General features: G+C 62.1%; 21 protein-coding genes. 14 read left to right on the top strand and 7 right to left on the bottom strand.

The window, feature by feature from the left end; translation table 11 throughout:
• Positions 1-27: 27 nt before the first annotated feature.
• The 8 genes from FHT28_RS21910 (at position 28) to FHT28_RS21945 (ending at position 10,781) form a co-directional block, all read left to right on the top strand.
• On the top strand, positions 28-1,548 hold the full coding sequence (locus FHT28_RS21910) for an ABC transporter substrate-binding protein (RefSeq protein ID WP_168597348.1): 1,521 nt from the start codon (positions 28-30) through the stop codon (positions 1,546-1,548).
• Positions 1,549-1,575: 27 nt separating this feature from the next.
• On the top strand, positions 1,576-2,535 hold the full coding sequence (locus FHT28_RS21915; RefSeq protein ID WP_168597349.1) for an ABC transporter permease: 960 nt from the start codon (positions 1,576-1,578) through the stop codon (positions 2,533-2,535).
• Positions 2,535-3,374, top strand: a complete 840-nt coding sequence (locus FHT28_RS21920; RefSeq protein WP_168597350.1) for an ABC transporter permease — start codon at positions 2,535-2,537, stop codon at positions 3,372-3,374. Before FHT28_RS21915 ends, FHT28_RS21920 begins: the two co-directional genes overlap by 1 nt.
• The gene (locus FHT28_RS21925; protein ID WP_168597351.1) at positions 3,371-5,110 is read left to right on the top strand and encodes an ABC transporter ATP-binding protein; all 1,740 of its coding nucleotides are present in this window, start codon (positions 3,371-3,373) and stop codon (positions 5,108-5,110) included. The genes FHT28_RS21920 and FHT28_RS21925 overlap by 4 nt, the downstream gene beginning before the upstream one ends.
• Positions 5,111-5,134: 24 nt before the next feature.
• A complete protein-coding gene (locus FHT28_RS21930) occupies positions 5,135-6,151 on the top strand; it encodes a serine hydrolase domain-containing protein (protein WP_168597352.1) in 1,017 nt (338 codons plus the stop codon).
• Between the two features lie 10 nt (positions 6,152-6,161).
• Positions 6,162-7,277: an anhydro-N-acetylmuramic acid kinase gene (locus FHT28_RS21935; RefSeq protein WP_168597353.1), complete on the top strand. Its 1,116-nt coding sequence runs from the start codon at positions 6,162-6,164 to the stop codon at positions 7,275-7,277.
• 106 nt (positions 7,278-7,383) lie between these two features.
• The gene (locus FHT28_RS21940; RefSeq protein ID WP_168597354.1) at positions 7,384-8,334 is read left to right on the top strand and encodes a lytic transglycosylase domain-containing protein; all 951 of its coding nucleotides are present in this window, start codon (positions 7,384-7,386) and stop codon (positions 8,332-8,334) included.
• Positions 8,335-8,510: 176 nt separating this feature from the next.
• The gene (locus tag FHT28_RS21945) at positions 8,511-10,781 is read left to right on the top strand and encodes an FdhF/YdeP family oxidoreductase (RefSeq protein ID WP_168597355.1); all 2,271 of its coding nucleotides are present in this window, start codon (positions 8,511-8,513) and stop codon (positions 10,779-10,781) included.
• A 22-nt stretch (positions 10,782-10,803) separates the two neighbouring features.
• Here FHT28_RS21945 and guaD read toward each other — a convergent pair whose 3' ends face one another.
• The 6 genes from guaD to FHT28_RS21975 all read right to left on the bottom strand — a co-directional run bounded on the left by guaD (position 10,804) and on the right by FHT28_RS21975 (position 17,833).
• A complete protein-coding gene (guaD, locus tag FHT28_RS21950) occupies positions 10,804-12,162 on the bottom strand; it encodes a guanine deaminase (protein ID WP_047638487.1) in 1,359 nt (452 codons plus the stop codon).
• A gap of 14 nt (positions 12,163-12,176) precedes the next feature.
• Positions 12,177-13,034 carry an aromatic ring-hydroxylating dioxygenase subunit alpha gene (locus tag FHT28_RS21955; protein ID WP_037192298.1) on the bottom strand — a complete coding sequence of 286 codons (858 nt, stop codon included), beginning with the start codon at positions 13,032-13,034 and terminating at the stop codon, positions 12,177-12,179.
• Positions 13,035-13,067: 33 nt separating this feature from the next.
• Positions 13,068-14,003, bottom strand: a complete 936-nt coding sequence (locus FHT28_RS21960; protein WP_168597356.1) for an ABC transporter permease — start codon at positions 14,001-14,003, stop codon at positions 13,068-13,070.
• A 14-nt stretch (positions 14,004-14,017) separates the two neighbouring features.
• Entirely contained in the window at positions 14,018-15,061 is a 1,044-nt protein-coding gene (locus FHT28_RS21965; protein ID WP_210255826.1) for an ABC transporter permease, read from the bottom strand.
• Between the two features lies 1 nt (position 15,062).
• Entirely contained in the window at positions 15,063-16,637 is a 1,575-nt protein-coding gene (locus tag FHT28_RS21970) for an ABC transporter ATP-binding protein (protein WP_112440400.1), read from the bottom strand.
• 74 nt (positions 16,638-16,711) lie between these two features.
• Positions 16,712-17,833 (bottom strand): BMP family ABC transporter substrate-binding protein, encoded by a 1,122-nt coding sequence (locus tag FHT28_RS21975; protein WP_047554750.1) that lies wholly within the window; start codon positions 17,831-17,833, stop codon positions 16,712-16,714.
• A 248-nt stretch (positions 17,834-18,081) separates the two neighbouring features.
• Here FHT28_RS21975 and FHT28_RS21980 point away from each other — a divergent pair, with 248 nt between their 5' ends.
• The 6 genes from FHT28_RS21980 to FHT28_RS22005 all read left to right on the top strand — a co-directional run bounded on the left by FHT28_RS21980 (position 18,082) and on the right by FHT28_RS22005 (position 22,175).
• On the top strand, positions 18,082-18,318 hold the full coding sequence (locus tag FHT28_RS21980) for a hypothetical protein (RefSeq protein WP_244655266.1): 237 nt from the start codon (positions 18,082-18,084) through the stop codon (positions 18,316-18,318).
• Entirely contained in the window at positions 18,315-18,977 is a 663-nt protein-coding gene (locus tag FHT28_RS21985) for a Rieske 2Fe-2S domain-containing protein (RefSeq protein WP_168597357.1), read from the top strand. Before FHT28_RS21980 ends, FHT28_RS21985 begins: the two co-directional genes overlap by 4 nt.
• Complete coding sequence (locus FHT28_RS21990; protein WP_168597358.1) at positions 18,977-19,609, top strand: glutathione S-transferase family protein; 633 nt, start codon at positions 18,977-18,979, stop codon at positions 19,607-19,609. The genes FHT28_RS21985 and FHT28_RS21990 overlap by 1 nt, the downstream gene beginning before the upstream one ends.
• A gap of 18 nt (positions 19,610-19,627) precedes the next feature.
• On the top strand, positions 19,628-21,427 hold the full coding sequence (locus FHT28_RS21995; protein ID WP_168597359.1) for an adenine deaminase C-terminal domain-containing protein: 1,800 nt from the start codon (positions 19,628-19,630) through the stop codon (positions 21,425-21,427).
• An 89-nt stretch (positions 21,428-21,516) separates the two neighbouring features.
• Positions 21,517-21,765, top strand: coding sequence for a plasmid stabilization protein (locus tag FHT28_RS22000; protein WP_168597360.1), 249 nt, complete (start codon positions 21,517-21,519; stop codon positions 21,763-21,765).
• Positions 21,762-22,175, top strand: a complete 414-nt coding sequence (locus tag FHT28_RS22005; RefSeq protein ID WP_047638493.1) for a type II toxin-antitoxin system VapC family toxin — start codon at positions 21,762-21,764, stop codon at positions 22,173-22,175. Before FHT28_RS22000 ends, FHT28_RS22005 begins: the two co-directional genes overlap by 4 nt.
• 13 nt (positions 22,176-22,188) lie before the next feature.
• Here FHT28_RS22005 and FHT28_RS22010 read toward each other — a convergent pair whose 3' ends face one another.
• Entirely contained in the window at positions 22,189-23,805 is a 1,617-nt protein-coding gene (locus FHT28_RS22010) for a GMC family oxidoreductase N-terminal domain-containing protein (RefSeq protein ID WP_168597361.1), read from the bottom strand.
• Between the last annotated feature and the right edge of the window lie 45 nt (positions 23,806-23,850).

The following is a 23,850-nucleotide window of genomic DNA, read 5'->3' on the forward strand; positions in this document are numbered from 1 at the left end:
ACATTTGAAAAAATCGGAGGGCTGGGAATGGAAGGGCATTTTGCAAGGAAACTGATTTCGGGGGTCGTGCTGGCGGCGGGGCTTGGCATGGCGGTGGTCGCGATGCCGGTTGAGGCAGCGACGCTGCGCATGGCGTGGTCGCAGGATGCGACCGGGCTCGACCCGCACAAGCAGACGGCCTTTTCCTCCATCCGGCTGCTGGAACTGATCTATGAGCCGCTCGTTCGCCTCGATGGCAGTCTGCAGATCGTGCCCGGCATTGCCGACAGCTGGCAGTTTTCACCCGACGGCAAGCAGCTGACTTTCAAGCTCAACGCCAAGGCGAAGTTCCAGAATGGCGCCCCGGTGACCTCGGCCGACGTGAAGGCTTCCTTCCAGCGCATCCTCGACCAGGCGACCGGCGCCGTCGCCCGCGCCAACTTCTTGTCGATCGCGAGCATCGATACGCCCGACGCCAATACCGTTGTGTTCAACCTGTCGCAGCCTGACGTTCCGATCCTGACGGCGATGACCAGCCTCAATGCGGCGGTTGTTCCGGCGAGCGAAATTACCGCCGGCACCATCGGCACGAAGGCGATCGGTTCCGGCCCCTTCAAGCTCGACAGCTGGGTTCCGAACTCCAAGGAAGTGCTGAGCGCCAACAAGGATTGGGCAGGCGGCGCCATCGGCGTCGACGGCATCAACATCAGCGTACTGCCCGATGAAACGGCCATCCTCGCCTCGCTGCGCACCGGCCAAATCGATTTCGCGCTCCTGAACGATCCGCTCGTGGCGACACTGGTGCCTAAGGAGCCGAAGCTGCAGCTCACCCGCACGCCGGTGCTTTCCTACAATGTCCTGCAGCTCAATCCCTCCCGCAAGCCGATGGATCAGCTTGCGGTGCGCCAGGCGATCTCCTGCGCCATCGACCGCAAGGACGTGATGGATACGGCCGCGCTCGGCGAGGGCAAGGTGACCGGGCCTCTGACGATGCCGCTCTACGCCACCGATCCCGGCCAGCTTTTCTGCTATACACGCGACGTAGCGAAGGCAAAGAAGCTGATGGCCGATGCCGGTTTTGCCAATGGCTTCTCCGCGACCGTGATCGCCGCCACCGGCGAGCCGCCGACGGCGACAGCCGAAGCGCAGGTCATCCAGTCGCAGCTCGCCGAAATCGGTATCAAGCTCGATATCAAGGTGATGGAGCTCAACGTCTATGTCGATACCTGGCTGAAGGGCAATTTCGACATGGCGGTCGCGCTCAACGGCGGCAGCGCCGATCCTTACTCCATGTACAACCGGTACTGGACGAAGACCGGCAATCTCCAGAAGGTTGCCAATTACATCGACGACACGCTCGATAGCCTGATGCAGAAGGGGCGCGTCGAAACCGACCCGGCCAAGCGCAAGGCGATCTTTGCCGAATTCGAGAAGCACATCGCCGAAGTCTCGCCCTGGATCTGGCTCTACACGGCTTATGGCTACACGGCTGAGCAGAAGAATGTTCAGGGCTTTGTGCCGACGCCGACGGGCTCGCTGTTCGGCCTCGCCAAAGTCTCGATCAAGTGACGGCAGTCGAGATTTAGAGGAAGTGCCATGGGATACCTGACGCGCCGGCTCATGACATTCCCGCTGATCATGCTGGGCGTATCCATCCTCGTCTTCGTCGCCATCCGGCTGGTGCCGGGTGACGCGATCACGGCGATGCTCGGAACCAATGCGGGCCTGCTGACGCCGGAGCAGCGGCAGGCCCTTGCCACCTATTTCGGCATCGACCAGTCCTGGCCTGTTCAGTATTGGCATTGGCTCCTGGGCATATTCCAGGGCAATCTCGGCATTTCCGTCACCTACGGCAAGCCGGTGCTCGACATCATCCTCGAGCGCTTCCCGCTGACGCTCGAACTTGCGTTGCTCTCCATGGTGATCGCGCTTGCCATCGGCCTGCCGGCGGGCGTCTTTGCCGCGACACGAAACGAGAGGTTCTCCGATCTTGCCGTGCGCATCGTCGCCATGATCGGGCAATCGACGCCGAATTTCGTTCTCGGGCTTCTGCTGATCTATGCCTTGTCGGCCGGTTTCGGTGTCTTGCCGACCATGGGGGAGTTTACGCCCATCTGGCGGGATCCGCTCGGCAATCTCGGCCAGATGATCCTGCCGGCATTGACGCTTGGCTTCGCCTTCGCCGCCTCGGTCACGCGCGTCGTACGCTCGGCCATGCTCGATGTTCTGAGTGACGATTATGTCCGCACGGCCCGCAGTCGCGGCGTGCCGGCGCGTGGCGTCATCTGGCGGCATGCGTTGCCGAATGCGCTGATCCCGGTGGTGACGCTCAGTGGCGTCGAGTTCGGCTATCTTCTCGGCGGCGCGGTTCTCGTCGAGCAGATCTATGCTCTGCCCGGACTCGGCCGCATGGTGCTCGACGCCATCCTGCAGCGCGATTATGCCCTGGTGCAGGGTAGCGTGCTGTTCATCGCCTTCAACTTCATGATCGTCAACCTGCTCGTCGATCTCGCCTATGTCGCGCTCGATCCGCGCGTCCGTCTGGGAGAGGGTTGATGCGGATCGTCAAGGCCATTTTGGGACATATGAGCGGCCGGATCGGCGGCATCATCGTTCTCATCTATATCGTGCTTGCCATTCTCGGCATGCTGGGGCTTACCCCACACGATCCATTGATGCAGAACCGGATCGACCGCCTGCATGCCCCCAATCTCACCTATTGGATGGGCACCGATCTCTTCGGCCGCGATGTCGCAAGCCGGCTGATGAACGGCATCGGAGAATCCTTCACCGTCGCCTTCCTGTCCGTGGCCGGCGCAAGCCTGATCGGCACCGTGCTCGGTTTGACCGCAGCCTGGTCCGGAAAGCGCTGGGACGGCGTGATTATGCGCACGATGGACGTGCTTCTGGCCTTCCCGGCGATCCTTCTAGCGCTCCTGATTATCGCCATCGTCGGGCCGGGCACCTGGACCAGCGTCGCGGCGATCGCGATCGTCTACACGCCTATCTTTACCCGCGTCGTGCGCGGTCCGGCGCTGTCTTTGAAGGGACGCGACTTCGTCGATGCCGCCCGCACCTTCGGCAGTAGCAGGTCTTACATCCTGACGCGGCATTTGTTGCTCAATCTTGTTGCGCCGCTGACGGTGCAGGTGACGCTGGCGCTCGCCTGGTCGCTGTTGACCGAAGCGGGCCTGAGCTTTCTCGGTTTGGGAACGCAGCCGCCGGCCTCCTCGCTCGGGCTGATGCTGAGTGACAGCCGCAACCTTATGGAAACGGCGCCCTGGCTGCTGATCTTCCCCGGCATAACCATCATGATCTCTATTCTCGGCTTCAACCTGCTCGGCGATGCCCTGCGCGATATTCTCGATCCGAAAATGCGGAGGTCCACCGTATGAGCCCACTGCTGTCGGTCTCGGATCTGCGCGTCGGTTTCGGACGCAATCCGGAAGCAAATCCCATCGTTCGCGGAGTCAGCTTCGAGCTCGAAGCCGGCGAGACGCTGGCGATCGTCGGTGAGAGTGGGTCGGGCAAATCCGTCACGGCGCTTTCGATCAATCGCCTCGTCGATTTCGGCGGCGGTCGCATTACTGGCGGCTCGATCCGGCTGAAACGTGCGGATAACAGCGTTCTCGACCTGACCACGGCCGGCGAGGCACAGCTGACGAAGATCCGCGGCGCCGAGATCGGCATGATCTTCCAGGAACCGATGACCTCGCTTAATCCGGTGCTGACGATCGGCACGCAGATCGAGGAATCGTTTCGGCTGCATCGCGGTCTGACCGGCCGCCAAGCGACGGCCGCCGCCAAGGATGCCTTGGATCGTGTGCGCATTCCCGATGCCGCTCGACGCCTGACCTATTGTCCGAACCAGCTTTCCGGCGGCATGCTTCAGCGTGTGATGATCGCGACGGCACTTGCCTGCAATCCGCGCCTGCTGATCGCCGACGAGCCGACGACCGCGCTCGACGTGACCGTGCAGGCGCAGATCATGGCGTTGCTCGCCGAGTTGAAGCGCGAGACCGGCATGTCGATGATCTTCATCACCCACGATATCGGCCTCGTCGCCGGCATTGCCGACAAGGTCATGGTTATGCAGGCCGGAGAGGCGGTCGAGCAGGGCGAACTCAACCAGATCCTCGATAATCCCATCCATCCCTATACACAGCATCTGCTGCATTCGGTTCCGCATTTCGCTGCCGGGAGTGCCGCGCGCACGGATTTTCAGCGCGATGAATCTCAGACCAAACCGGCGCTGAAGGTCGATGGCTTGACCGTCCGTTTCGCGGTGTCGAGCAGCTTCCTGCGTCGTGCGACCGGCGCGGTTCATGCCGTGGAAGGGGTCGGCTTCGATCTGATGCCGCGCGAGACGCTGGCGATCGTCGGCGAGAGCGGCTCCGGCAAATCCACGACCGCGCGGGCGATCCTTGGATTGGTCAAGTCGACGCGCGGCACGTTCACGACTAGTGGCGGCAAGGCCGCCGACCGCACGAGCGCGGTGCAGATGGTCTTCCAGAATCCTTACGCCTCGCTCAACCCGAGACTTCGGGTCGACAGCATTCTCGCCGAACCGGTGATCGCGGCCGGTGGCCGCCTGTCGGGAGGCACGCATGAGCGGATGGTCATGCTGCTGAAGCGCGTAGGCTTGCCGGAAAATGCCCTTGAACGCTACCCGCACGAGTTTTCCGGTGGCCAGCGCCAGAGACTGTGCATCGCGCGCGCTTTGATGCTGAACCCGTCCGTGCTGGTGCTCGACGAGGCGGTTTCCGCACTTGACGTCTCCGTTCAGGCGCAGGTCTTGAACCTGTTGATAGAGCTCCAGCGCGAATATGGGCTCGCCTATCTGTTCATCTCGCATGACATGGCAGTGGTGGAGCGGATCGCTCATCGCATCGCCGTGCTCTATGCCGGCCAGATCGTCGAGATCGGCGATGCGGCCTCGATCTTGTCGCAGCCCAAGCATTCCTATACCAGGCGGTTGATCTCGGCAGTCCCGACGGTCGCGCGGCGAAAGGAGAATTTCGCGCTCGACACGCGTCAGGTTCCTTCGTTGGTGCGTCCTCTCGGTTTCGAGCCGGCAGCACCGGAATGGCGCCGGTTCGCGCCGGATCACATCGCTCTGGCGGAAGCCTGAAGCAAGCCGGCGGGAAGGCGAGATATGGCGGGAGAGGGTATGCAGTTTGAGGAGCGTTTCGATCGGGCCTTTGCGCCGCTCGAACAGGCCGTCGCGTCAACGCGCATTCCGGGCGGCGTTCTGGGCATGGTCGATCTCGACGGTAACCGGCTGGTACGTGCCGTCGGTTCGGCGCAGAAGGTCCCGAGCGTCAGGCCCATGCTGGTCGATACATGGTTCGATCTCGCATCGCTCACCAAGGTCATTTTCACCACATCGCGCATCCTGGCGCTGGCGGAGGCCGGCACCATCGATCTCGATGCGCCGCTGACGACACTTCTGCCCGATCTGCGTCAGTACAGCGCCGAGGCATGGGAGCGAAAGGTGACCTTTCGCCAATGCCTCGGTCATCAGACGCCTTTTCCGGCAGTCGAGCCGATCTATACCTACGGCCGCGATCCGGACCTATTGCGCGCTTTCATCCTGCAGCGCGAATGGCGGGCCGGCCCACCCGTCTATTCCGATATCAATTTCATTCTTCTCGGCTTCGCGCTCGAACGCCTGACCGGCCAGACGATCCGCGCCATGGACCCGGGGCGGGGCTTTGCCTTTTCCGCCGAGCCCGATCAGGCGGCCGCGACGGAAGACTGCACGTGGCGTCATCGCGTCTTGTCGGGCGAAGTCCATGACGATAATTGCTCTGCTCTTCAGGGTGCGGGCCATGCCGGGCTATTCGGAACGGCAGCGGCAATCCTCGATTTTGCCGGGGGCTTGCTCGATGGCAGCGGCGCATCAGCCCGCTCGATCGCACTGATGCGCGCACCGCTTTCGGCCACACGCACGCATGGCTGGGAGCGCGCCCATGACTGTTGGTCCGGCGGGACGCTGTGCTCGCCGGAGACGATCGGCCACACAGGGTTCACCGGCACCGGCCTCTGGATCGATTTCGACAAGGGCAGGGCCTGGACCTTGCTCACCAACCGCATTCATCCGACACGCCATTTCGACAGTGGCATCCTGACGCTTCGTCAAACTGTCGGCGATCGCGTCAACGCAGCTTAGGAGCCTGATCATGGAACCAATCTGGGCAGTCGGTCTGATGACCGGAACCGTTCTCGACGGCAATATCGATGTTGCCATGCTGAAGACGGATGGCGAGCGGATCGAGGAATTCGGCCCCTATGTTCTGGCTCCCTATCCCGACTGGATCCGGGCGCTTCTGGAGGAGACGCTGCGGCAGGCGCGGGCATGGAATTTCGACGGCCCCGAGCCGGCGATCTTCAAGGAGGCGGAAGAGGCCCTGACGCGGGCTCAGTCGGAGGCTGTCAGGCAATTGGTCGAGAACCAAGGCATGACCATGGCCGACATCGGCATCGTCGGCTTCCACGGCCAGACCGTGCTGCACCGGGCGCCGCAAAAGGACCGGCTGGGGCAGACGCGCCAGCTCGGGGATGGCGAGTTGATGAGTTCCATCCTCGGCACCAAGGTCGCCTATGATTTCCGCTCGGCCGATATGCGCGCCGGTGGCCAGGGTGCGCCGCTTGCCGCCGCCTACCACACCGCCTTGCTGCGCGGCGCGGGCGCGGCTGGCGAGACCGCTATCCTCAATCTTGGCGGCGTCGCCAATATCACGTGGTGGGACGGCGAGGGCAATTTCGTCGCCTTCGACACCGGCCCTGCCAATGCACCGCTCAATGATTTCATCAAGTCCCATGGTCTCGGCGAGATGGACCGCGACGGTGCGCTCGGTCGGGCCGGCAAAGTGGACGAGGCGCGGCTCGAGAAGTTGCTGCAGCACCCCTATCTCAGCAAGCCCTATCCGAAGTCGCTGGATCGTTTCGATTTCGGTGCTTCGATGGCGGATGGGCTCAGCCCTGAAGATGGTGCTGCGACGCTTTCGGCCTTCACGGCGGGCGCCGTGGGCAAGGCGCTCGATCTGTTGCCACACCGACCGAAGAAGGTTGTCGTCAGCGGCGGCGGCCGTCACAATCCGACGATCATGTCGATGCTGCAAAGCCGCGCCGGTGTAGAGCCGATCTTTGCCGAAGACCTCGGGTGGCGTGGCGATGCCGTTGAAGCGGAATGTTTTGCATTTCTGGCCGTGCGTGTGCTGCGCGGCTTGCCGATCAGCTTCCCCGGCACGACGGGTGCGCCGGAGCCCATGCGCGGCGGACGTCTCGCCGGATAATCGCCGGCAGCAACATCACGCCGTCAAAGGTTTTCGCTGCAGCCCATCGATGCTATGAAGAGATCGCAATTATGCGATCGAACTGGCTTGGACGGATATCGCACGGATGGCAGGCAGGCAGCATCGAGCAGGCTTTGTCGGCGGCGTGGTCGCCTTTGCCATTATATGTGTCGTCGTGGCTTCGGCCCTTCGCCCTGCGAGCGCGCAGCCGGAATGGAGCGTTGCGCCACCGGCCTGCGTCTCCGGCCCGATGATCACGCGCACGGGCGAGACGCTCTGCATTCGCAAGGAAAGTTATAACAGGGATCTCTGTGCGGCTATCGATTACTTCGCCCGCATCAACCGTCTGCCGCCGGATTATCTGGCTCGGCTGGTCTGGCGCGAGAGCACGTTTCGGCCGGATGCCGTCAGCCCGAAAGGCGCTCAAGGTATTGCCCAGTTCATGCCTGGGACTGCAAAGCTTCGCGGCGTCCGCGACAGCTATGATGCGCTCGAAGCGCTGGGCAAGGCAGCTTCCTATCTCGACGAATTGCGCAACCGGTTCGGCAATCTCGGGCTGGCCGCCGCCGCCTACAATGCCGGCGAGGCGGGCTTGGCGAATTTTCTGAATTCCGGCGATCTTCCCTATGAGACGCGCAGCTATGTGAGCGCGATCACCGCGCATACGGTCGAGGAGTGGCGCGATGGACCGCCCGACGCCGCCGCGCCGGCCTTGGAGAAGGGCAAGCCCTTTGTCCAATCCTGTGTTGCCCTTGCTGGAAGTCGGCGGCTGAAGCAGGTCGCCTTGGAGCAAGAGCGGCCCTGGGCGCCCTGGGGCGCTCAATTAGCAGAGCATTTCCAGGTCAATGCCGCCCGCAACCTGTTCGCGACAAATGTCCGAAAGTTGCAGTCTCCCTTGAATGCGGAAAAGCCGCTGATCGTGCGTCAGCGTAATGCGGATTTCGGCCGGCGCATCCGCTTTGCCGCGCGTATCGGCAGGCAGACGCGTGCCGAGGCGGATGCCGTTTGCACGCAGGTCCGGCAACAGGGCGGCACTTGCCTGGTGTTCAAGAATTGAGTTTCTTGCTGACCTCAGATGCCGATCTCGAATGCCGGAGGCATGCCATCGTCGCATCGCGTCGCGCTTGTTTGATCGAGTGCCCACTGATTGGACTTTACTCCCTCTTGGCTCGCGCTTATTCGTTAAGGCCCGACCTTTGGGAGGAAGCCGCGGGATAACCAAAGGAGCGTGCAATGGCGCATAAGCGTGAAGTCCCTGGGATCCGTGCCTACAACAGCCCGGCCGGCGGCTGGGGAGCGCTCAAGGCCACCGCCAAGGCGGTCCGTGACCAGATGGAAGTCACCGAGGCGCCCGGCCTGCTCCTGCGCACCAACAAGCCGACGGGTTTCGATTGCCCCGGCTGTGCATGGCCCGACAAGGAGCATACCTCCACCTTCCAATTCTGCGAAAATGGTGCGAAAGCAGTCACTTGGGAAGCGACAAACAAGCGCGTGACGCCGGATTTCTTCGCCGAGCATACGGTCAGCGAACTCCTGACTTGGAGCGACTATGATCTGGAGAATTCCGGTCGGCTGACGCATCCGATGGTCTACGATCGCGCAAGCGACACTTATAAGCCGATTGCTTGGGAAGATGCCTTTACCCGCATCGGCGAAGTCATGCGCAGCATGCCCAATCCGGATATGGTCGAATTCTACACGTCGGGCCGCGCCTCCAACGAGGCGGCTTTCCTCTTCCAGATCTTCGCGAGGGAATACGGCACCAACAATTTCCCCGATTGTTCGAACATGTGCCATGAGGCCACCAGTGTCGGTCTGCCGCAATCGATCGGCATGGGCAAGGGCACGGTATCGCTCGACGATTTCGATCTCTGCGACCTGATCATTTCGATGGGGCACAATCCCGGCACCAACCATCCGCGTATGATGGGCACACTGCACGAGTGCTCGCGCCGCGGCGTGCCGATCATCGTGTTCAATCCGCTGAAGGAGCGGGCGCTGGAGCGCTTCGCGGACCCGCAGAGCCCGATCGAAATGGGAACCTTCGGATCGACCCGGATCGCCTCCTCCTATTACCAGGTGAAGATCGGCGGCGATGCCGCTGCGCTCAAGGGTATCATGAAGGGCGTTCTGGCACTTGCCGAGACTTCGGAAGACGTGCTCGATCATGCGTTCATTGCCGAGCATACCAGCGGTTTCGACGCGCTGGTTGCCGATATCAAGCAGACGGAATGGGCTGATATAGAACGCGTATCGGGTCTTTCCCGCGCCGATCTGGAACAGGTCGCCGCCGCCTATGCCAAATCCAAGGCAACGATCGTCGCCTACGGCATGGGTATCACCCAGCATGCCAAGGGCACTGCGAATGTGCAGCAGATCGCCAATCTTCTGCTGCTGCGCGGCAATTTCGGCAAGCCTGGCGCCGGCATCTGCCCGCTGCGCGGACACTCCAACGTGCAGGGCAATCGTACCGTCGGGATCACCGAGAAGCCGGATGCCGCGCTGATTGAGGGCATCGAGCGCGCCTTCGGTTTCAAGTCCCCGGCCCATCACGGCCATGATGCGGTTGCCGCCATGCAGGCGATGGCCGAAGGTCGCTCGAAGGTGCTGCTCAGCCTCGGCGGCAATTTTTCGATCGCGCTTCCGGATCCCGAGATGTGCGCCGAGGGTATGCGCAGGCTGGACCTTGCTGTTCACATGAACACCAAGCTCAACCGTTCCAATCTTCTGATCGGCAAGGAATCCTTCCTGCTGCCAGTGCTTGGCCGCACCGAAGAGGACGTTCAGGCCACCGGCCCGCAATCGGTGACCATCGAGGACTCGATGTCGATGGTACATGCCTCGCGCGGCAGGCTGAAGCCGGCATCGGGGGAGCTACGTTCAGAGCCAGCCATCGTTGCGGCCATGGCGCAGGCGACCTTGCCGGAAAGCAAGGTCGCGTGGATGGAACTGGTCACCGACTATGACCTGATCCGCGACAAGATCGAAATCGTTTATCCTGATTTCGCCCGTTACAATGAGCGCATCCGCGTGCCCGGCGGCTTTCGCCTGCCGCTCCCGGCGACGGAGCGCGTCTGGAAGACGCCTTCCGGCAAGGCCGAGTTCAAGCTGTTTTCCGGCCTTAATGAGGACATCTCGCTTTCGGATTCAAGTATCCTCAAGCTCGCGACGATCCGCAGCCATGATCAGTACAACACCACGATCTACGGCCTCGACGACCGTTATCGCGGCGTGTTCGGCCGTCGTGATGTCCTGTTCATGAACGACAAGGACCTTGAGGCCAAGGGATTGGAGCATGGCGATCTCGTCGAGATCGAGACGGCGCTGCCTTCCGGCGGCAAGCGGCTGTTGAAGCTGACGGCGATTTCCTACGATATCTCGGAGGGTTCCGTCGCTGCCTATTATCCGGAAGCCAATTGCCTGATCCCGCTCGACTATCAGGACAAGGAAAGCGGCACGCCTTCCTACAAATCCATTCCAGTGCGCATCAGCAAGGCTGCTTGAGCAAGGCTGTGCGTAAACCGGGCTAGACGCTGCGGCCGCCGACCCAGGTGGCCGCAATATTCGGCCGCGAGGCGGTGTAAATGATCTTCTGCAGGATGCCTTCTCCGGCATCGCGATCCTCGAACAGCCGCACCGTGCCCTTCTCGTGGGCGGTGTCGATGACGATGGCATCGAACTGATAGCCGGGCGTAAACTGCCCGACCGGCAGATCGAGTGCCGCGCCGCCGCCGGCCGTTGCGACATGAAAGGCATCGCGGAAATCGATCTGCGCCGGTCCGAATGTGGAGCGGCTTTCGGCCGGCACGTTCGGATCGACACCGCTTTGCAGCATCCTCGAGACGAGGATTGCGCCGCGGGCATTCTCCAGCATCGACGCGCTGGGCCCGCCGGAAATATCCGTGCCGAGGCCGACATGCAGGCCCTTTTCCAGCGCTGCCCGCAACGGAAAGACCGCATTGGCAAAATAGGCGTTCGAAAGCGGACAATGCGCAACGGCGGCTTCGCGCGCCTTGATCGTCTCCATATCCCCAGCGGTTAGGAAGTTCGCATGCGCCAATACCGTGCCGCGCCGAAGCAGGCCGAAGCGGTCCAGGCTCTCGGTATCCGTCATGCCGTGCCGGGTAAGCACGTAGCCATGCTCCCAATCGCTCTCCGAACAATGGGTCTGCACATGGCAGCCGCATTCCCGGGCAATCGCGCCGAGCCCTTCGAGCGTTGCATCCGTGCAGGAGGGAATGAAGCGCGGCGTTACCACAGGCAGGACGCGGCTTTCGCCATTGTCGGGATGGCCGCGCACATAATCGATGAGTGCGCGAGTGCCTTCCAGCGCCGCATCGCTCGAGGCGTCGCGATAGTAGTCGGGGCATTCCTGCGGATTGTCCATGGCCACCTTGCCGATCAGGGCGCGCTGGCCCCTTTCGAGGCATATATCGACCAGCGCCCGGGTCGCCTGCTGGTGTATGGTCGCGAAATACAGCGCCGTCGTCGTGCCGTTGGCAAGGAGGTCGTCGACCAGCAGACCATAAACATGGCGTGCGAAGACAAGGTCCTCATAGCGCGCCTCCAGCGGGAACGTGTGTTTCTGCAGCCATACTTCCAGCGGAACGTCAAGCGCGTCGCCAAGCTGCGGGTATTGCGGCGCATGCACATGCAGGTCGACGAAACCTGGCAGAAGATAGGAGCCGTTCGGCAGCGTCACCAATTCACCGGTGGCTTCGCGGGCGTCGCGAATGGTCCGATAGTTGGGGTCACCGTAACGATGGATCGCTTTAATCGCGCCGGCTGCATCGATCTCGATCAGCACATCATCCAGAATGTCGATCTTGCCGCGCACGGGTGAATGAAAGCCCGATGCGCTCAGGGTCTTGCCACGCAAATCCATCGCTGTTCTCTATTTCAGGCAGCCATCATGGTGGTGCCGTAGGTAATGCCCTTTTCCTTCAGCCAGCGCCGATAGGCGATCGACGTGGCGTCGGCGCGAGTCGGGATTTCCGCCCGCGGCTCCAGCGGTAGCAGCACCGGGCGCTGGTTTTCAAGAATGATGCGGTCCTGCAGGAAGATAAGTTGCTGGAAATGTACCAGTTCCGTCGTCGTCGAGACGTCGTCGATCAGGAACATGACCGGATGGGCGCGGCAACGATCCGGATCCAGCGGCTGCACGAAAAGGCAGATGACGTCCCAACGATTGGCGGCGTTCGGGCAGGTCTTGTAGAGCAGCGTCGCAAACGGCGTCATCACCCGATAGATATAATCCGTCATGATGCCTTCGCTGGCCGAAAGTGCCGCCTGCGGCTGGAAGAACTGGCAATTGGTCGCCCAGACCTCGTCGACGTCGCGGCGGATCTCGACATTGTACTGCGCCACTTCGGTGTGCGGCTCGGCGCCGAGAATATCGGTGTGCACGAAGGGGAAATGCGCCAGGTCGAGGAAATTTTCCACGATCCGGAGCCCCGAGGCCCGCACCGCCACCGTGCCGCAATTGACCACGCGGCGATCCGGCTCATCGGCTTCGGGCAAGTCGAACAACCCGCCGGCCGGCGTGCCGAGCGTCGTCCAGACGAGGCCGAAGCGGTGGATCAGCGGCAATGGCTCGGCGCGTCCCTCGGCATTTACGACCAGTGTCCCGTCATTCGATCGCGTCACGGTAAGGTCGGTGCCGAGAAGACGGTTCACCGAGGTTCCGAAGGGAATCTCGTTTTCCGTTTCCAGCGCATACCATTGATCGAGGGCTGCCTTGTCCAAACATTGGCTCATGCGAGGCTCCTTTTTCTTGTCCGTCGATGCACCTTAGCGGACATCGCGATAATAGGGCAGGCCGATGGCGGCCGGGGCGGCCATGATACGGCGCATGCGCTGCCATGCCAGCAACGGCACGATGATGAAGGCCATCGTGCCGAGATAGGGCAACATGGACAGGAAGGCGGGTGTGATCGGCCAGCCGCGCGCCTGGCCGACGAAGCCGAGCGCGGTGATGAGGCCGAACAGCAAGCCCGACAGAACGGCCGGGATCGGCCGGTAGCCGGCAAAGATCACCAGCGCCACCGCGATCCAGCCGCGACCGGCGACCACCCCGTCGGACCAGGACGGCACGAAAGCGAGCGTCAGGTAGGCACCCGCGCCGGCGGCAAGGGCTGAGCCGGCCATGACGTAGGCGCAGCGGATGAGGTTGACCGAAATGCCGGCCGCATCCGCCGCCGCCGGATTTTCGCCGACGGCGCGCAAATTGAGGCCGTGGCGGGTGCGAAACATGATGTAGCTCAGCGCTACGGGCAAGATGATATAGATCAGATAGACGAGGATGTTCTGCGAGAAGAAGGCCTTGCCGAGGATAGGGAGATCGCTGAGGAGGGGAATTTCGATACCGGAAAAGGTGGCGCGCACCGGCATGCCGGAATAGGCGCGGCCGATGCTGGAGGCAATGCCGTTGCCCATCAAAGTCAGCGCCAGGCCGCAGAGCACCTGGTTGGCACGCAGGAGAACGGTGGCTACGGCGAAGATCGCGCCGAAGAATGCGCCGACGATCAGGGCCGCGAGAAAACCGAGCGTCGGCGAGGGATAGATCGTCGTTGCGGCAACACCCGTCAGCGCCCCCATTGCCATCAGTCCCTCGACGCCGAGATTGACGACGCCGACCCGTTCGGCCAGCACTTCGCCGAGAGCAGCCAGCGCCAGCACGCCGCCTGCTAGAAAGGCTGTGGTCAGGAGGCCGGTGAGAAGATCCATGGTCTCTTGTCCTTTCAAGCCTTGTCGCGGGCGATGTGATAATGGGCGAGCTCATCGCCGATCGCCGTCAGGAACAGGATGAGCCCGGTGATCGCGAGCACCGCCGACGTCGTCAGCCCCTGGGTTTGCAGGACGATGCCGGAATTCAGGATGAAGGCCATCAACGCCGCTGAAAAGATAACGCCAATGGCGGAGTTGCGCGCCAGCACCGCGACCATGATGCCGAGATAGCCGTAATTGTTGGAAATACCGCCCTGCAGGCGATGCACCGTGCCGGCGATCTCCAGCATGCCGGCAAGCCCCGCTATGGCACCGGACAGAAGCATGACCGTGATCAGGTGGCGCCGCGCCGGTATGCCGGCATAATGGGCCGCAGCCGGGTTGGAGCCGACGAGGCGCACTTCGTAGCCCCAGCGCGAGAAAGCCAGCAGGCCGGCGACGATGATGGCGGCAAGGATGGCGACAGGAAAGCCCCAATGGATGGAGCCCCAAAGCTCCGGTATTTCGGCCGACAATCGCGCAGTTGCCGAATTCGCCGAGCGGTCGCGCCAGGCGCCGGTCGAGACGTAGAATACCAGAAGCACAGCGACGAAATTGAGCAGCAGCGTGGTGATCAGCTCATTGACGCCGGCATAGGCGCGCGCCAGCGTCGGGATAAGGATCCAGACAAGGCCGCCGAGGAGGCCGCCAAGAAACATCAACGGCAGGATCACGACAGGCGGGCCGGGCACGAAGAGGCCGACCACGGCAGCACCGAATGCGCCGGCATAGAATTGTCCCTCGGCACCGATATTCCAGATGCCAATTTGCTGGCCGACGGCGACGGACAGTCCCGTCAGGATGAGAGGGACCAGCAGAACACCGAGATCCTGAAGGCCGAAACTGGAGCCGAGGCTCGAATCGATCACCTCGGAAGCCAGCTCGAGCGGCTTTGCGCCGGAGACGGCCAAAACCAGCCCGGCAAACACGAGCGCCAACAGGATAGCGACGATGCGGGCGGCAAATGCCTTGGTGGGCGAGGCCGAGGGTAGGCGGTGAAGACGCCAGGACATGCTCATGTCAGGCAACCTCGCGCGCAAGGGCGCGTCCACCCATCAGCAGGCCGATCTGGTCGATGTCGGTCCTGTCGTTGTCGACTATTCCCATGATCCTGCCTTCGTAGAGCACGGCGATGCGGTCGGAGAGATTGAGGAGTTCTTCCAGTTCCTCCGAGATCAGCACGATCCCTGCGCCGGCATCGCGTAGCTCCACGATATAGCGCAGCATGGTGTTGATGGCGCCGACGTCGAGGCCGCGGCTTGGATAGGCAGCGATCAGAACCTTATTGGCGATACGCATCTCACGTCGGGCGACGAGGCGCTGCTGGTTGCCGCCGGAAAGATTGCGGACCGGCATGTTGAAGTCGGGAATGGTCACATCCGCCGCCGCCGCAATCTCCTTGGCAAGTGCGGTCGCTCCGCCCGGACGATAGACCGCGCCGGCTGATACCGGCGGCTTCTTGTACTCGCGCATCACGGCGTTGACAGTGATGCTGAGCGCAGGGGCAAGGCCGCTATGCAGCCTGTCTTCCGGTATATGGCCGATGCCATTGTCAGCGAAAACAGCCGCATTGCTGTGCTCGACTGGACGCCCATCGATAAGGATGCGCCCGCTGCCGATCTGCCGCATGCCTGATAGCACCTGGCTCAATTCGCGCTGGCCGTTTCCGGCGACACCGGCAATGCCGAGGATTTCCCCGGCATGAACCGCAAGCGAAACATCATGCAGCGCCTCGGTACCGGCGTCATTCTGTGCAGATACGCTTTCCAGGCTCAGCACGGGTTTCGCAGAGATCGGCGCGGCGCCGGCGGCGCGCTGGCGCATGTCGGCAAGCACGATATCGCGGCCGACCATCAGCTTGGCAAGCATGCGGGCATTGCAATCGGCCGTCCTTTCGGTCGCGACCTTGCGTCCGCCGCGCAGAACACTGATGCGATCGGAAATCTCCATGACCTCATCAAGCTTGTGGCTGATGAAGATGACGGCGTTGCCATGGGAGACGAATTCGCGCAGTGCCCTGAAGAGTTCGCGGGCTTCTGCCGGCGTCAGCACGGCGGTCGGCTCGTCGAGAATGAGAACACGCGCCTGACGCGCGAGCACTCTCAGGATCTCGACACGCTGCTGCTCACCCGTTGAAAGATCGCTGATGCGCGCGCCGGGGCGGGTTTGAAGATTGAATTTTTCCGCGAGGGATGCCGTGCGCGCTTCCAGCACCTGTGCGGAGGCGCGCCGCGGCGTCTCCGACCAGCCGAGATGGATGTTCTCGGCGACGGTGAAGGCCTGCACCAGCTTGAAATGCTGATGCACCATGCCGATGCCGGCGGCGATCGCCTGAAGGGGCGTCGCAAAATGCTTGGCATAGCCATCGATGATGATCTCGCCGGCGTCGGGCTGATAGATGCCGGTGAGGATGTTCATCAGCGTCGACTTGCCGGCGCCGTTTTCGCCAAGCAGCGCATGGATCTCGCCAGGTAAAACCTCGAGATCGACATTCTCGTTGGCGATGACGCCTGGAAAATACTTGGCGATGCCCTTGAGCTGGACCAGTGGCGGTGTGCCCGCGGGAGCGGAAAAGGGTGTCGCGGTTTCGGTCATCAAATGCATACCAGACAGTCATGGGATAGGCCTCGGCCGCAGATCGGCCGAGGCGTAGTTCGCAATTGGCTTGTTCAGGCGCTGAGCCCGGTAACGCCCTCGACGGACCAATCCCAATTATAGAGGTCGTTATCGGTCATCGTCTGCCCGGCGGCGATGCGGACCTTGCCGGTCGAATCCTTGATTTCGCCGGCAAAGGGCGACCAGCCGCCGACGATCTTGTCGCGCACCGCATCGGCAGCGGCGGCAACATCGGCCGGAACCTTTTCGCCCCATTTGTCGCGGTCGACGCCGGAACCCATGGCAAAGAGCGTATTGGTCGGAGTCCAGGTGCCGGCTAGCCGCTTGCCGACCTGATCGACATAATACTTGCTGAAATCGATGAGGACGGACGAGACGTAGGAGTTCGGGCCGTAACGGCGGATGTCGGTGTTCCACATGGCCGCCCAGACGCCGCGTTTTTCGGCGACCTGCAGGTAGCCGGCTTCGTCCATGATGCCGAAGAGGAAATCGCAGCCATTGTCGATCAGCGCCGTGCCGGCCTGCGTTGCCGCCTGCGGATCAAACCAGGAATTGATGGCGATGGTCTGCAGCGTCGCATTCGGATTGACCGAGCGCGCGCCCATCAGAAAGGCGTTGGTCGAGGCAAACACCGAGGCGACCGGGAAGGAGGCGACATAGCCGAGCTTGCCGGATTTCGACAGATGACCGGCGGCAACGCCGATGACGTAGGTCGGATACCAATGGGCCAGATAGTACCAGCCGAGATTATCCATATCGACGCGGCCGTCGCATTCGAGGAAGGCGACGGCGGGCGCCTGCTTGACGACGGCATGCAGGAAGTCGCCGTTCGAGGAGGTATCGAAAATGATGTTGGCGCCTTCGCTGACGAACTGACGATAGGTGCGGGTCGCATCGGCGGAGTAGGGGATGTTTTCGACTTCGAGGATCTTTTTCAGCTTCGGATAGGCCGCCTTTACCGCGAGCAGGCCCTGGTGATGCGCCCAGGTCCAGCCTTCGTCCGAAATCGGGCCGACATGACCGAAGCCGACGACCGCATCTTCTTCCTTGATCGCCGGGAAAGAGGCTGCGGCATAGGCCTGGCCGGCAAGGCCTGCAGGCAGCATCAAGGACGCCGCACCAGCGGCGCTCATATTTAAAAATCCGCGACGGGAAAGCGAACGCAAGTCGATCATGGGACCCCTCTTTTGATTAGGTGCGCAACGGCGCCCGGGTGTAATCGACGCAACAATTATGCCAGTTGCCGCGCGGTGATCTGTCCGATGTCTGTTGGTCGATATCGATCCGCTCCGCAAAGCCTCTTGAATTTCAAAAGGCAGCGCGGCTAGAATGCCTAAAACTGAAGCATGTTTATTTTTTATGCAAAGTGGGCATTTTTGATGCGTAATGTGGGCATGGATAGAACGAGCGGACTGTCTGCGGCATGATCGAGGCGGCGCGTTTTGTCTTTCGGGGGCGGATGGTGTGCGACAGTTTCGTCGAGTTTGCCCGGCATCGTGCGCGCCGGCTGGATCTGGACATCGAGGTCGGGGCCTGCGATGCGCGATCCGCGACGCTTGCCGTAAGGGGCCAGAATGATCTTGTCGACGCTTTCGAAATGGCCTGCAGCCTCGGGCCCTACGATTGCATTATTCTCGATATCGAGCGGAGTGGCTTATGAAACTGGAAGCAGGATGGGTGCCGGTGGCGCTTTCGGCGTCGATCGAGGCTGGAACCTCGGCCGGCGCCGTGGTCGATGGCAGCGAGATCGTCGTCTGGCGCGACAATAGCGGCAAGGCGCATGTCTGGGAGGATCGCTGTCCGCATCGCGGTATGCGCATGAGCTTCGGTTTCGTTCGCGGCGATCACATCGCCTGCCTCTATCACGGCTGGCAGTACGATACCGCCGGGCAATGTCGTTATATCCCGGCGCATCCGACCCTTGAGGTGCCGCAGACCATCAAGGTGCCGACCTATGCGGCCGAGGAGAAATACGGGATCGTCTGGGCGACAGCCGCACGGGAGGCTGCGCTGCCTGACATCGACGGCGTAACCGAGGTGACCCCGGTGCGCAGCCTCTATATCGAACGCTGCCCGGACGGTGTCGCTGCTGCATTGCCCAGGAGCGGCTTCAGCGATCTGGGCGCCAATCTCGGCCTGCTCGAGGTGGGCGATGATCGCTTACTGGTGGCGCTGCAAGACATCTCGCCGAACAAGACCGCCCTGCATATCGTTATTGCCGGTGCGCCTGCCGTGCATGCCGGCGCAAAGCAGAAACACTATACTGTCTGGGCCGAAAGGCTGCGTTTCGACCTCGAGCAGAAAGCGGAGGTCGCCTGATGGCCGGCATCACGCTCTATAATTACGAGATGGACGAGGGAAGCTATCGCGTCCGCCTGCTGCTTTCGATACTGAAGCTCACCTATACGACGGTCGCCGTCGATATGTTTCCCGGGCACGAAGAGACGAAGCCGGCCATGCTGGCGCTCAATCCCCTGGGAACGATGCCTGTCCTGAGCGATGGCGACCTCGTGCTGCATGGTACTGAGGCGATCCTTGCCTATCTCGCCAAGGCCTACGATCCCTCGCGCCTCTGGCTGCCGGAGGATGCGCCCGCCTTCGGCGCGACCGTGATGTGGCTGCATTTTTCGGCGACAGCACTTGCGGCCGCCGCGGCCGCGCGGCTGAAATCCCTGTTCGATACGCCCGGCGATGAAGCAGCCCTTTATGCCGGCGCGCGCAAGGCCTTCCGCATCATGGACGACCATATGACGCTGCGCCAGTTCGATGGCTGCGAATGGTTCGTCGGCGACGGCCCGACGCTTGCGGATCTGACGTTGTTTCCATCCTTCGCGCTCAGCCGCGACTATGGTATCGATCACGACGACTATCCGGCCCTGCGCCGTTGGGTGCGGCGTTTCCGTGCCATCGAAGGCTTCCGCACCATGCCGGGCATACCCGATTATCACTGATCTCGAATTGGATATCCGATGACGCTCACACGTTTTTCCGTCAAGCCGCTTTCGACCATGACGCGTACGCTTGCCGATGTTGCCTCGGCCCGCCGCGAGCCCGATCTGGTGATCGAGGGTGCGCGCGTATTGTCGACCTATTCGGAGCGCATCCTGCCCGGCAAGGAAATCTGGGTTGCGGGCGGCCGTATCGCCGCCGTCAAGCCGGCCGGCAGCTACCGGGGCAGCGGCGCCAAGCTCTATGACGCCAGGGGAGGGATCATCGCGCCCGGCCTGGTCGATCCGCATATCCATATCGAGTCCAGCATGGTGACGGCCTGCGCCTATGCCGAGGCCGCTCTCTTGAACGGGACGACGACCATCTTCTGCGACAGCCATGAGATCGGCAATGTGATGGATGTCGCCGGTGTCGAGGCGATGCTGGAGGATGCACGCCATGCGCCCCTGTCGATCTTCCTGACGGTGCCGAGCACGGTGCCCGCGACCTCGCCGCAGCTGGAGACGGCGGGCGGCGATCTGACACCGCAAAAGATCGCCGATCTCTTCGACAAATGGCCGGAAGCCTTGGCGCTCGGCGAAAAGATGGATTTCGTGCAGGTGGCGATGGGCGACGAGCGCAGCCATGCGATCCTGGCGGCGGCGCTCGAGCGAGGACGGCCGGTCTCGGGTCATGTCTATGGCCGCGAATTCGTCGCCGCCTATGCGGCATCCGGCGTGACGGATACGCACGAAGCCATCGACCGGGAAATCGCCGACGACCTGCTGGAGGCCGGCATCTGGCTGTTCCTGCGCGGCGGTCCGCCGACAACGCCCTGGCACAGCCTGCCGCATGCCATCAAGACCATCACCGAGCTCGGCGCGTCGCATAAGCGCATCGCCGTCTGCACCGACGACCGCGATGCCGAAGACCTTCTGCTCTTCGGCCTTGATTGGGTAACGCGAGAGGCCGTCAAGGCCGGCATGACGCCGGAGCAGGCCTGGGCGATGGGCTCCCTGCACGGCGCGACCCGCTTCGGCATGGAAAGCGAAATCGGCGGTCTCGGCGGCGGCCGCCGCGCCGATCTGGTGCTGTTGACCGATGACCTGAAGCCGGTCAGCACCTGGTATGGCGGCGAGCTGGTGGTCGAAGACCGCAAGATCACCCCGGTCCTTGATGCGGCGCTGTCCAATCCCTACCGCTATCCGGAAGCGGCCTATCACACGGTGAAGCTGCCGAAGGCATTGAAGCTGACGCCGGAGCTGCCGACCGAGCCGGTGATTGCCCACACGATCAAGACCGAGTTGCCGGGCATCACACTCGGGCATGTCACGGTCGAGCTCGAGCCGGCAAACGACTGGCAGACGCATTTCGACCGTCACGGGCTCTGCTTCGTGACGGTGGTCGAGCGTCACGGCAAGTCCTCGGGCAATGTGGCCCATGGTCTCCTGAACAGCTTTGGCCTGAAGAAGGGGGCGGTTGCCTCCTCCGTCGGCCATGACAGCCACAACATCATCATCGCCGGCACCAACGAGGCGGATATGAAGGTCGCTCTCGATGCGATCGAGGCCGTGCAGGGCGGCGTCTGCGTCGTCATGGACGGCAAGGTAACGGCGATGGTGCCGCTGCCGATCGCCGGGCTGCTCTCCGACAAGCGCGTGCATGAGGTTGCGGAAGAGGTGAAGGCGCTGAAGGTCGAATGGGAGAAGGCCGGCTGCACCATCGCCTATATGGGCTTCAACCTGATCCCGCTCTCCGTCATTCCGGAAATCCGCATCACCGACAAAGGTCTCGTTCTTGTGCCGGAAATGGTGATCGAGCCGTTGTTCGAGCCGGCATGACACATCATTTAGATGTTGCCATCTAGCCATCGGATGCCATCTTGATGGCTAGATAAGGGGGGCTTATATTGGTGGGATAGGAGACCAATATGGCTGAACCTCAACTATCTGTTCGTAGCGCCAAGGCACGGGACCTCGCTCATCGGCTTGCCCGGCGCGAAAACCGCACCATTGCCGATATCGTCGAACGCGCGCTGGAATCCTACGAAATTCGCGAGGCCGGCCGTGAACCCGCATCGTCTTTTTATGCTCGTATGGCTATGAGCGATGGCGAGGATATCGATCTGGAGGCCGTCATCCACGAAGGACGGCAAGCTAATCACGGAATAGATCTGTGATATTTCTCGACACCAATGTCGTCTCGGAAACGTTCCGAAAGCTGCCCGATGCGGCTGTTATCTCGTGGCTTGGTCGGTATGATGCGGAGGTTGCGCTCTCAACCGTGGTTATCGGCGAAATCGCCTTCGGTATTCAGAAGATCTTACCGGATCAACGTGCGGCACGGCTGGAGCAACGATTGTCCGAATGGCGCCGCCGGTTTGCCGATCGGCTTTTCGGCCTCACCGAAGAGGCTGCGTTGGCTTATGGAGAGATCATGGGAGTCGCGAAACGACAAGGGCGGCCGATGTCGACGGCGGATGGCATGATCGCTGCCATAGCGCGCGTAAATGGCGGACGCCTGGCGACTCGCAATTTATCTGATTTTGAGACTGCAGGCCTTGAACTGATATCGCCGTGGGAATTCTAGTATCGCGCCAAGTTCAATAACCCCTCGCGATCATCCCAGCTGCCTTCGAGCCAATCGCCATTGCAGGTGCATTGGTATTGCCCGAGGGGATAAAAGGAATGATCGAGCAATCGATGACCCTGAGACCTTCGATGCCGCGCACGCGCAGCGTTCCGTCGACCACTGACATCGGATCGCTCTCCGGCCCCATGCGCAGGCTGCCGGAGGGATGGTAGTTGGTTTTGACCGTCTGGCCGGCGAATTTGGCCAGCGACTCTTCGTCCTGTAGCGCCCGTCCGGGCAGGATCTCATCTGATATCTTCGATTTGAACGGTTCGGTTTCCAATAGCTGACGGGCGACCTTCAGCGAGGCGAGCGTCAGCCGCAGATCGTCGGGATCGCCGAAGAAATTGCAGTCGACCAAGGGCTGATCCGCCGGATCGGCCGAGCGCAGCCTGACGCTGCCGCGCGCTTTCGGCCGCAGCAGACACGAGGTGAAGGTGACGCCGTGGGTCGGCTTTGCCGAGGAGACATCGCGGTCGAGATAGACGATCGGCGCGCAATAGAGCTGGATCGTCGGCCGTTCGCCGCCATCGGGGTCGTAGAACAGGCAGGATTCGATGCCCGTCGTCGTCACCGGGCCGGAGTTGAACAGGAGATATTGCAGGCCGTTGCGCAACATCGGCCAGCCCTTGTCCTCGCCGAAATAACCGGATTTGCCCTTGGTGGTGGCAATGACCGGGACCTCGTGATGATCCTGCAGATTGGCGCCGACGCCCGGAAGATCACGCACGACGTCGATACCATGGTTGCGGAGGTGATCGGCCGGTCCGATGCCGGAGAGCATCATCAGCTTGGCGCTGTTATAGGTGCCGGCTGCGACGAGAACTTCGCGGGCGGCCCTGACCGTGTGCGTTTGGCCATTCTGCGTGTAACTGAAGCCGGTCGCGCGGCCGCTTTCGATGACGATGCGATCGACGCGGGCGTCGGTGACGATATCCAGCCGCTCATCGCCGGCAAGCGGATCGAGGAAGGCCCTCTTGGCATCGGAACGTTCCGTCTTGCCGCCCCATAATCCATAGGTGTGCTGCATGATGCCGACGCCGTTTTGCCTGGCGCCGTTGAAATCCGGATTGTAGGGATGGCCGAGGCCCTGGGCTGCGAGCAGGAAATCCTGGGTCGTATCGCACGTATAGCCGGGTTCAGAGACGCGCAGGTTGCCTGCAATACCGTGATAGTCGTCGTTGAAGCGGGTATTGCCCTCGATGCCTTTGAAATGCGGCAGCATGTCCGCATAGGACCATTCCGTACCGTTACCGAGATGGGCGGCCCAGTGGTCGTAGTCTTCCTTTTGGCCGCGCATGTAGACCATGGCGTTGACGGCACTGCCGCCGCCGAGCGCCTTGGCGACGGGAACGATCGGGCCGCGTCCGCCAAGCTGCGGCTGGGCGACCGTATGATGCATTTCGAGGAAATCGTCGCGGGCGAGATATTTCATGTAGCCGGCGGGAAAGGCCATCAGCTTGGCAGTGTTGCGCGGGCCGCGTTCGATGATGAGCACGGAGAAGCCGAAATCGCGTACAAGCCGCATGGCTGCGATGCAGGCAGCCGAACCGCCGCCGGCAATGATGAAATCATATGTCTTCGCCATAAGACCCTTCCGGCTTGATATCGCGCATCGCCCTAGACAAGATAG

The sequence above is a fragment of the Rhizobium sp. SG570 genome (assembly GCF_012275345.1).
In the GTDB taxonomy this organism is placed as follows: domain Bacteria; phylum Pseudomonadota; class Alphaproteobacteria; order Rhizobiales; family Rhizobiaceae; genus Rhizobium; species Rhizobium lusitanum.

Excerpts from the sequence above, each read along its gene's own strand:
- FHT28_RS21910 (WP_168597348.1), top strand. The coding sequence starts at position 28 with ATGGAAGGGCATTTTGCAAGGAAACTGATTTCGGGGGTCGTGCTGGCG.
- FHT28_RS21915 (WP_168597349.1), top strand. The coding sequence starts at position 1,576 with ATGGGATACCTGACGCGCCGGCTCATGACATTCCCGCTGATCATGCTG.
- FHT28_RS21920 (WP_168597350.1), top strand. The coding sequence starts at position 2,535 with ATGCGGATCGTCAAGGCCATTTTGGGACATATGAGCGGCCGGATCGGC.
- FHT28_RS21925 (WP_168597351.1), top strand. The coding sequence starts at position 3,371 with ATGAGCCCACTGCTGTCGGTCTCGGATCTGCGCGTCGGTTTCGGACGC.
- FHT28_RS21930 (WP_168597352.1), top strand. The coding sequence starts at position 5,135 with ATGGCGGGAGAGGGTATGCAGTTTGAGGAGCGTTTCGATCGGGCCTTT.
- FHT28_RS21935 (WP_168597353.1), top strand. The coding sequence starts at position 6,162 with ATGGAACCAATCTGGGCAGTCGGTCTGATGACCGGAACCGTTCTCGAC.
- FHT28_RS21940 (WP_168597354.1), top strand. The coding sequence starts at position 7,384 with ATGGCAGGCAGGCAGCATCGAGCAGGCTTTGTCGGCGGCGTGGTCGCC.
- FHT28_RS21945 (WP_168597355.1), top strand. The coding sequence starts at position 8,511 with ATGGCGCATAAGCGTGAAGTCCCTGGGATCCGTGCCTACAACAGCCCG.
- guaD (WP_047638487.1), bottom strand. The coding sequence starts at position 12,162 with ATGGATTTGCGTGGCAAGACCCTGAGCGCATCGGGCTTTCATTCACCC.
- FHT28_RS21955 (WP_037192298.1), bottom strand. The coding sequence starts at position 13,034 with ATGAGCCAATGTTTGGACAAGGCAGCCCTCGATCAATGGTATGCGCTG.
- FHT28_RS21960 (WP_168597356.1), bottom strand. The coding sequence starts at position 14,003 with ATGGATCTTCTCACCGGCCTCCTGACCACAGCCTTTCTAGCAGGCGGC.
- FHT28_RS21965 (WP_210255826.1), bottom strand. The coding sequence starts at position 15,061 with ATGAGCATGTCCTGGCGTCTTCACCGCCTACCCTCGGCCTCGCCCACC.
- FHT28_RS21970 (WP_112440400.1), bottom strand. The coding sequence starts at position 16,637 with ATGACCGAAACCGCGACACCCTTTTCCGCTCCCGCGGGCACACCGCCA.
- FHT28_RS21975 (WP_047554750.1), bottom strand. The coding sequence starts at position 17,833 with ATGATCGACTTGCGTTCGCTTTCCCGTCGCGGATTTTTAAATATGAGC.
- FHT28_RS21980 (WP_244655266.1), top strand. The coding sequence starts at position 18,082 with ATGATCGAGGCGGCGCGTTTTGTCTTTCGGGGGCGGATGGTGTGCGAC.
- FHT28_RS21985 (WP_168597357.1), top strand. The coding sequence starts at position 18,315 with ATGAAACTGGAAGCAGGATGGGTGCCGGTGGCGCTTTCGGCGTCGATC.
- FHT28_RS21990 (WP_168597358.1), top strand. The coding sequence starts at position 18,977 with ATGGCCGGCATCACGCTCTATAATTACGAGATGGACGAGGGAAGCTAT.
- FHT28_RS21995 (WP_168597359.1), top strand. The coding sequence starts at position 19,628 with ATGACGCTCACACGTTTTTCCGTCAAGCCGCTTTCGACCATGACGCGT.
- FHT28_RS22000 (WP_168597360.1), top strand. The coding sequence starts at position 21,517 with ATGGCTGAACCTCAACTATCTGTTCGTAGCGCCAAGGCACGGGACCTC.
- FHT28_RS22010 (WP_168597361.1), bottom strand. The coding sequence starts at position 23,805 with ATGGCGAAGACATATGATTTCATCATTGCCGGCGGCGGTTCGGCTGCC.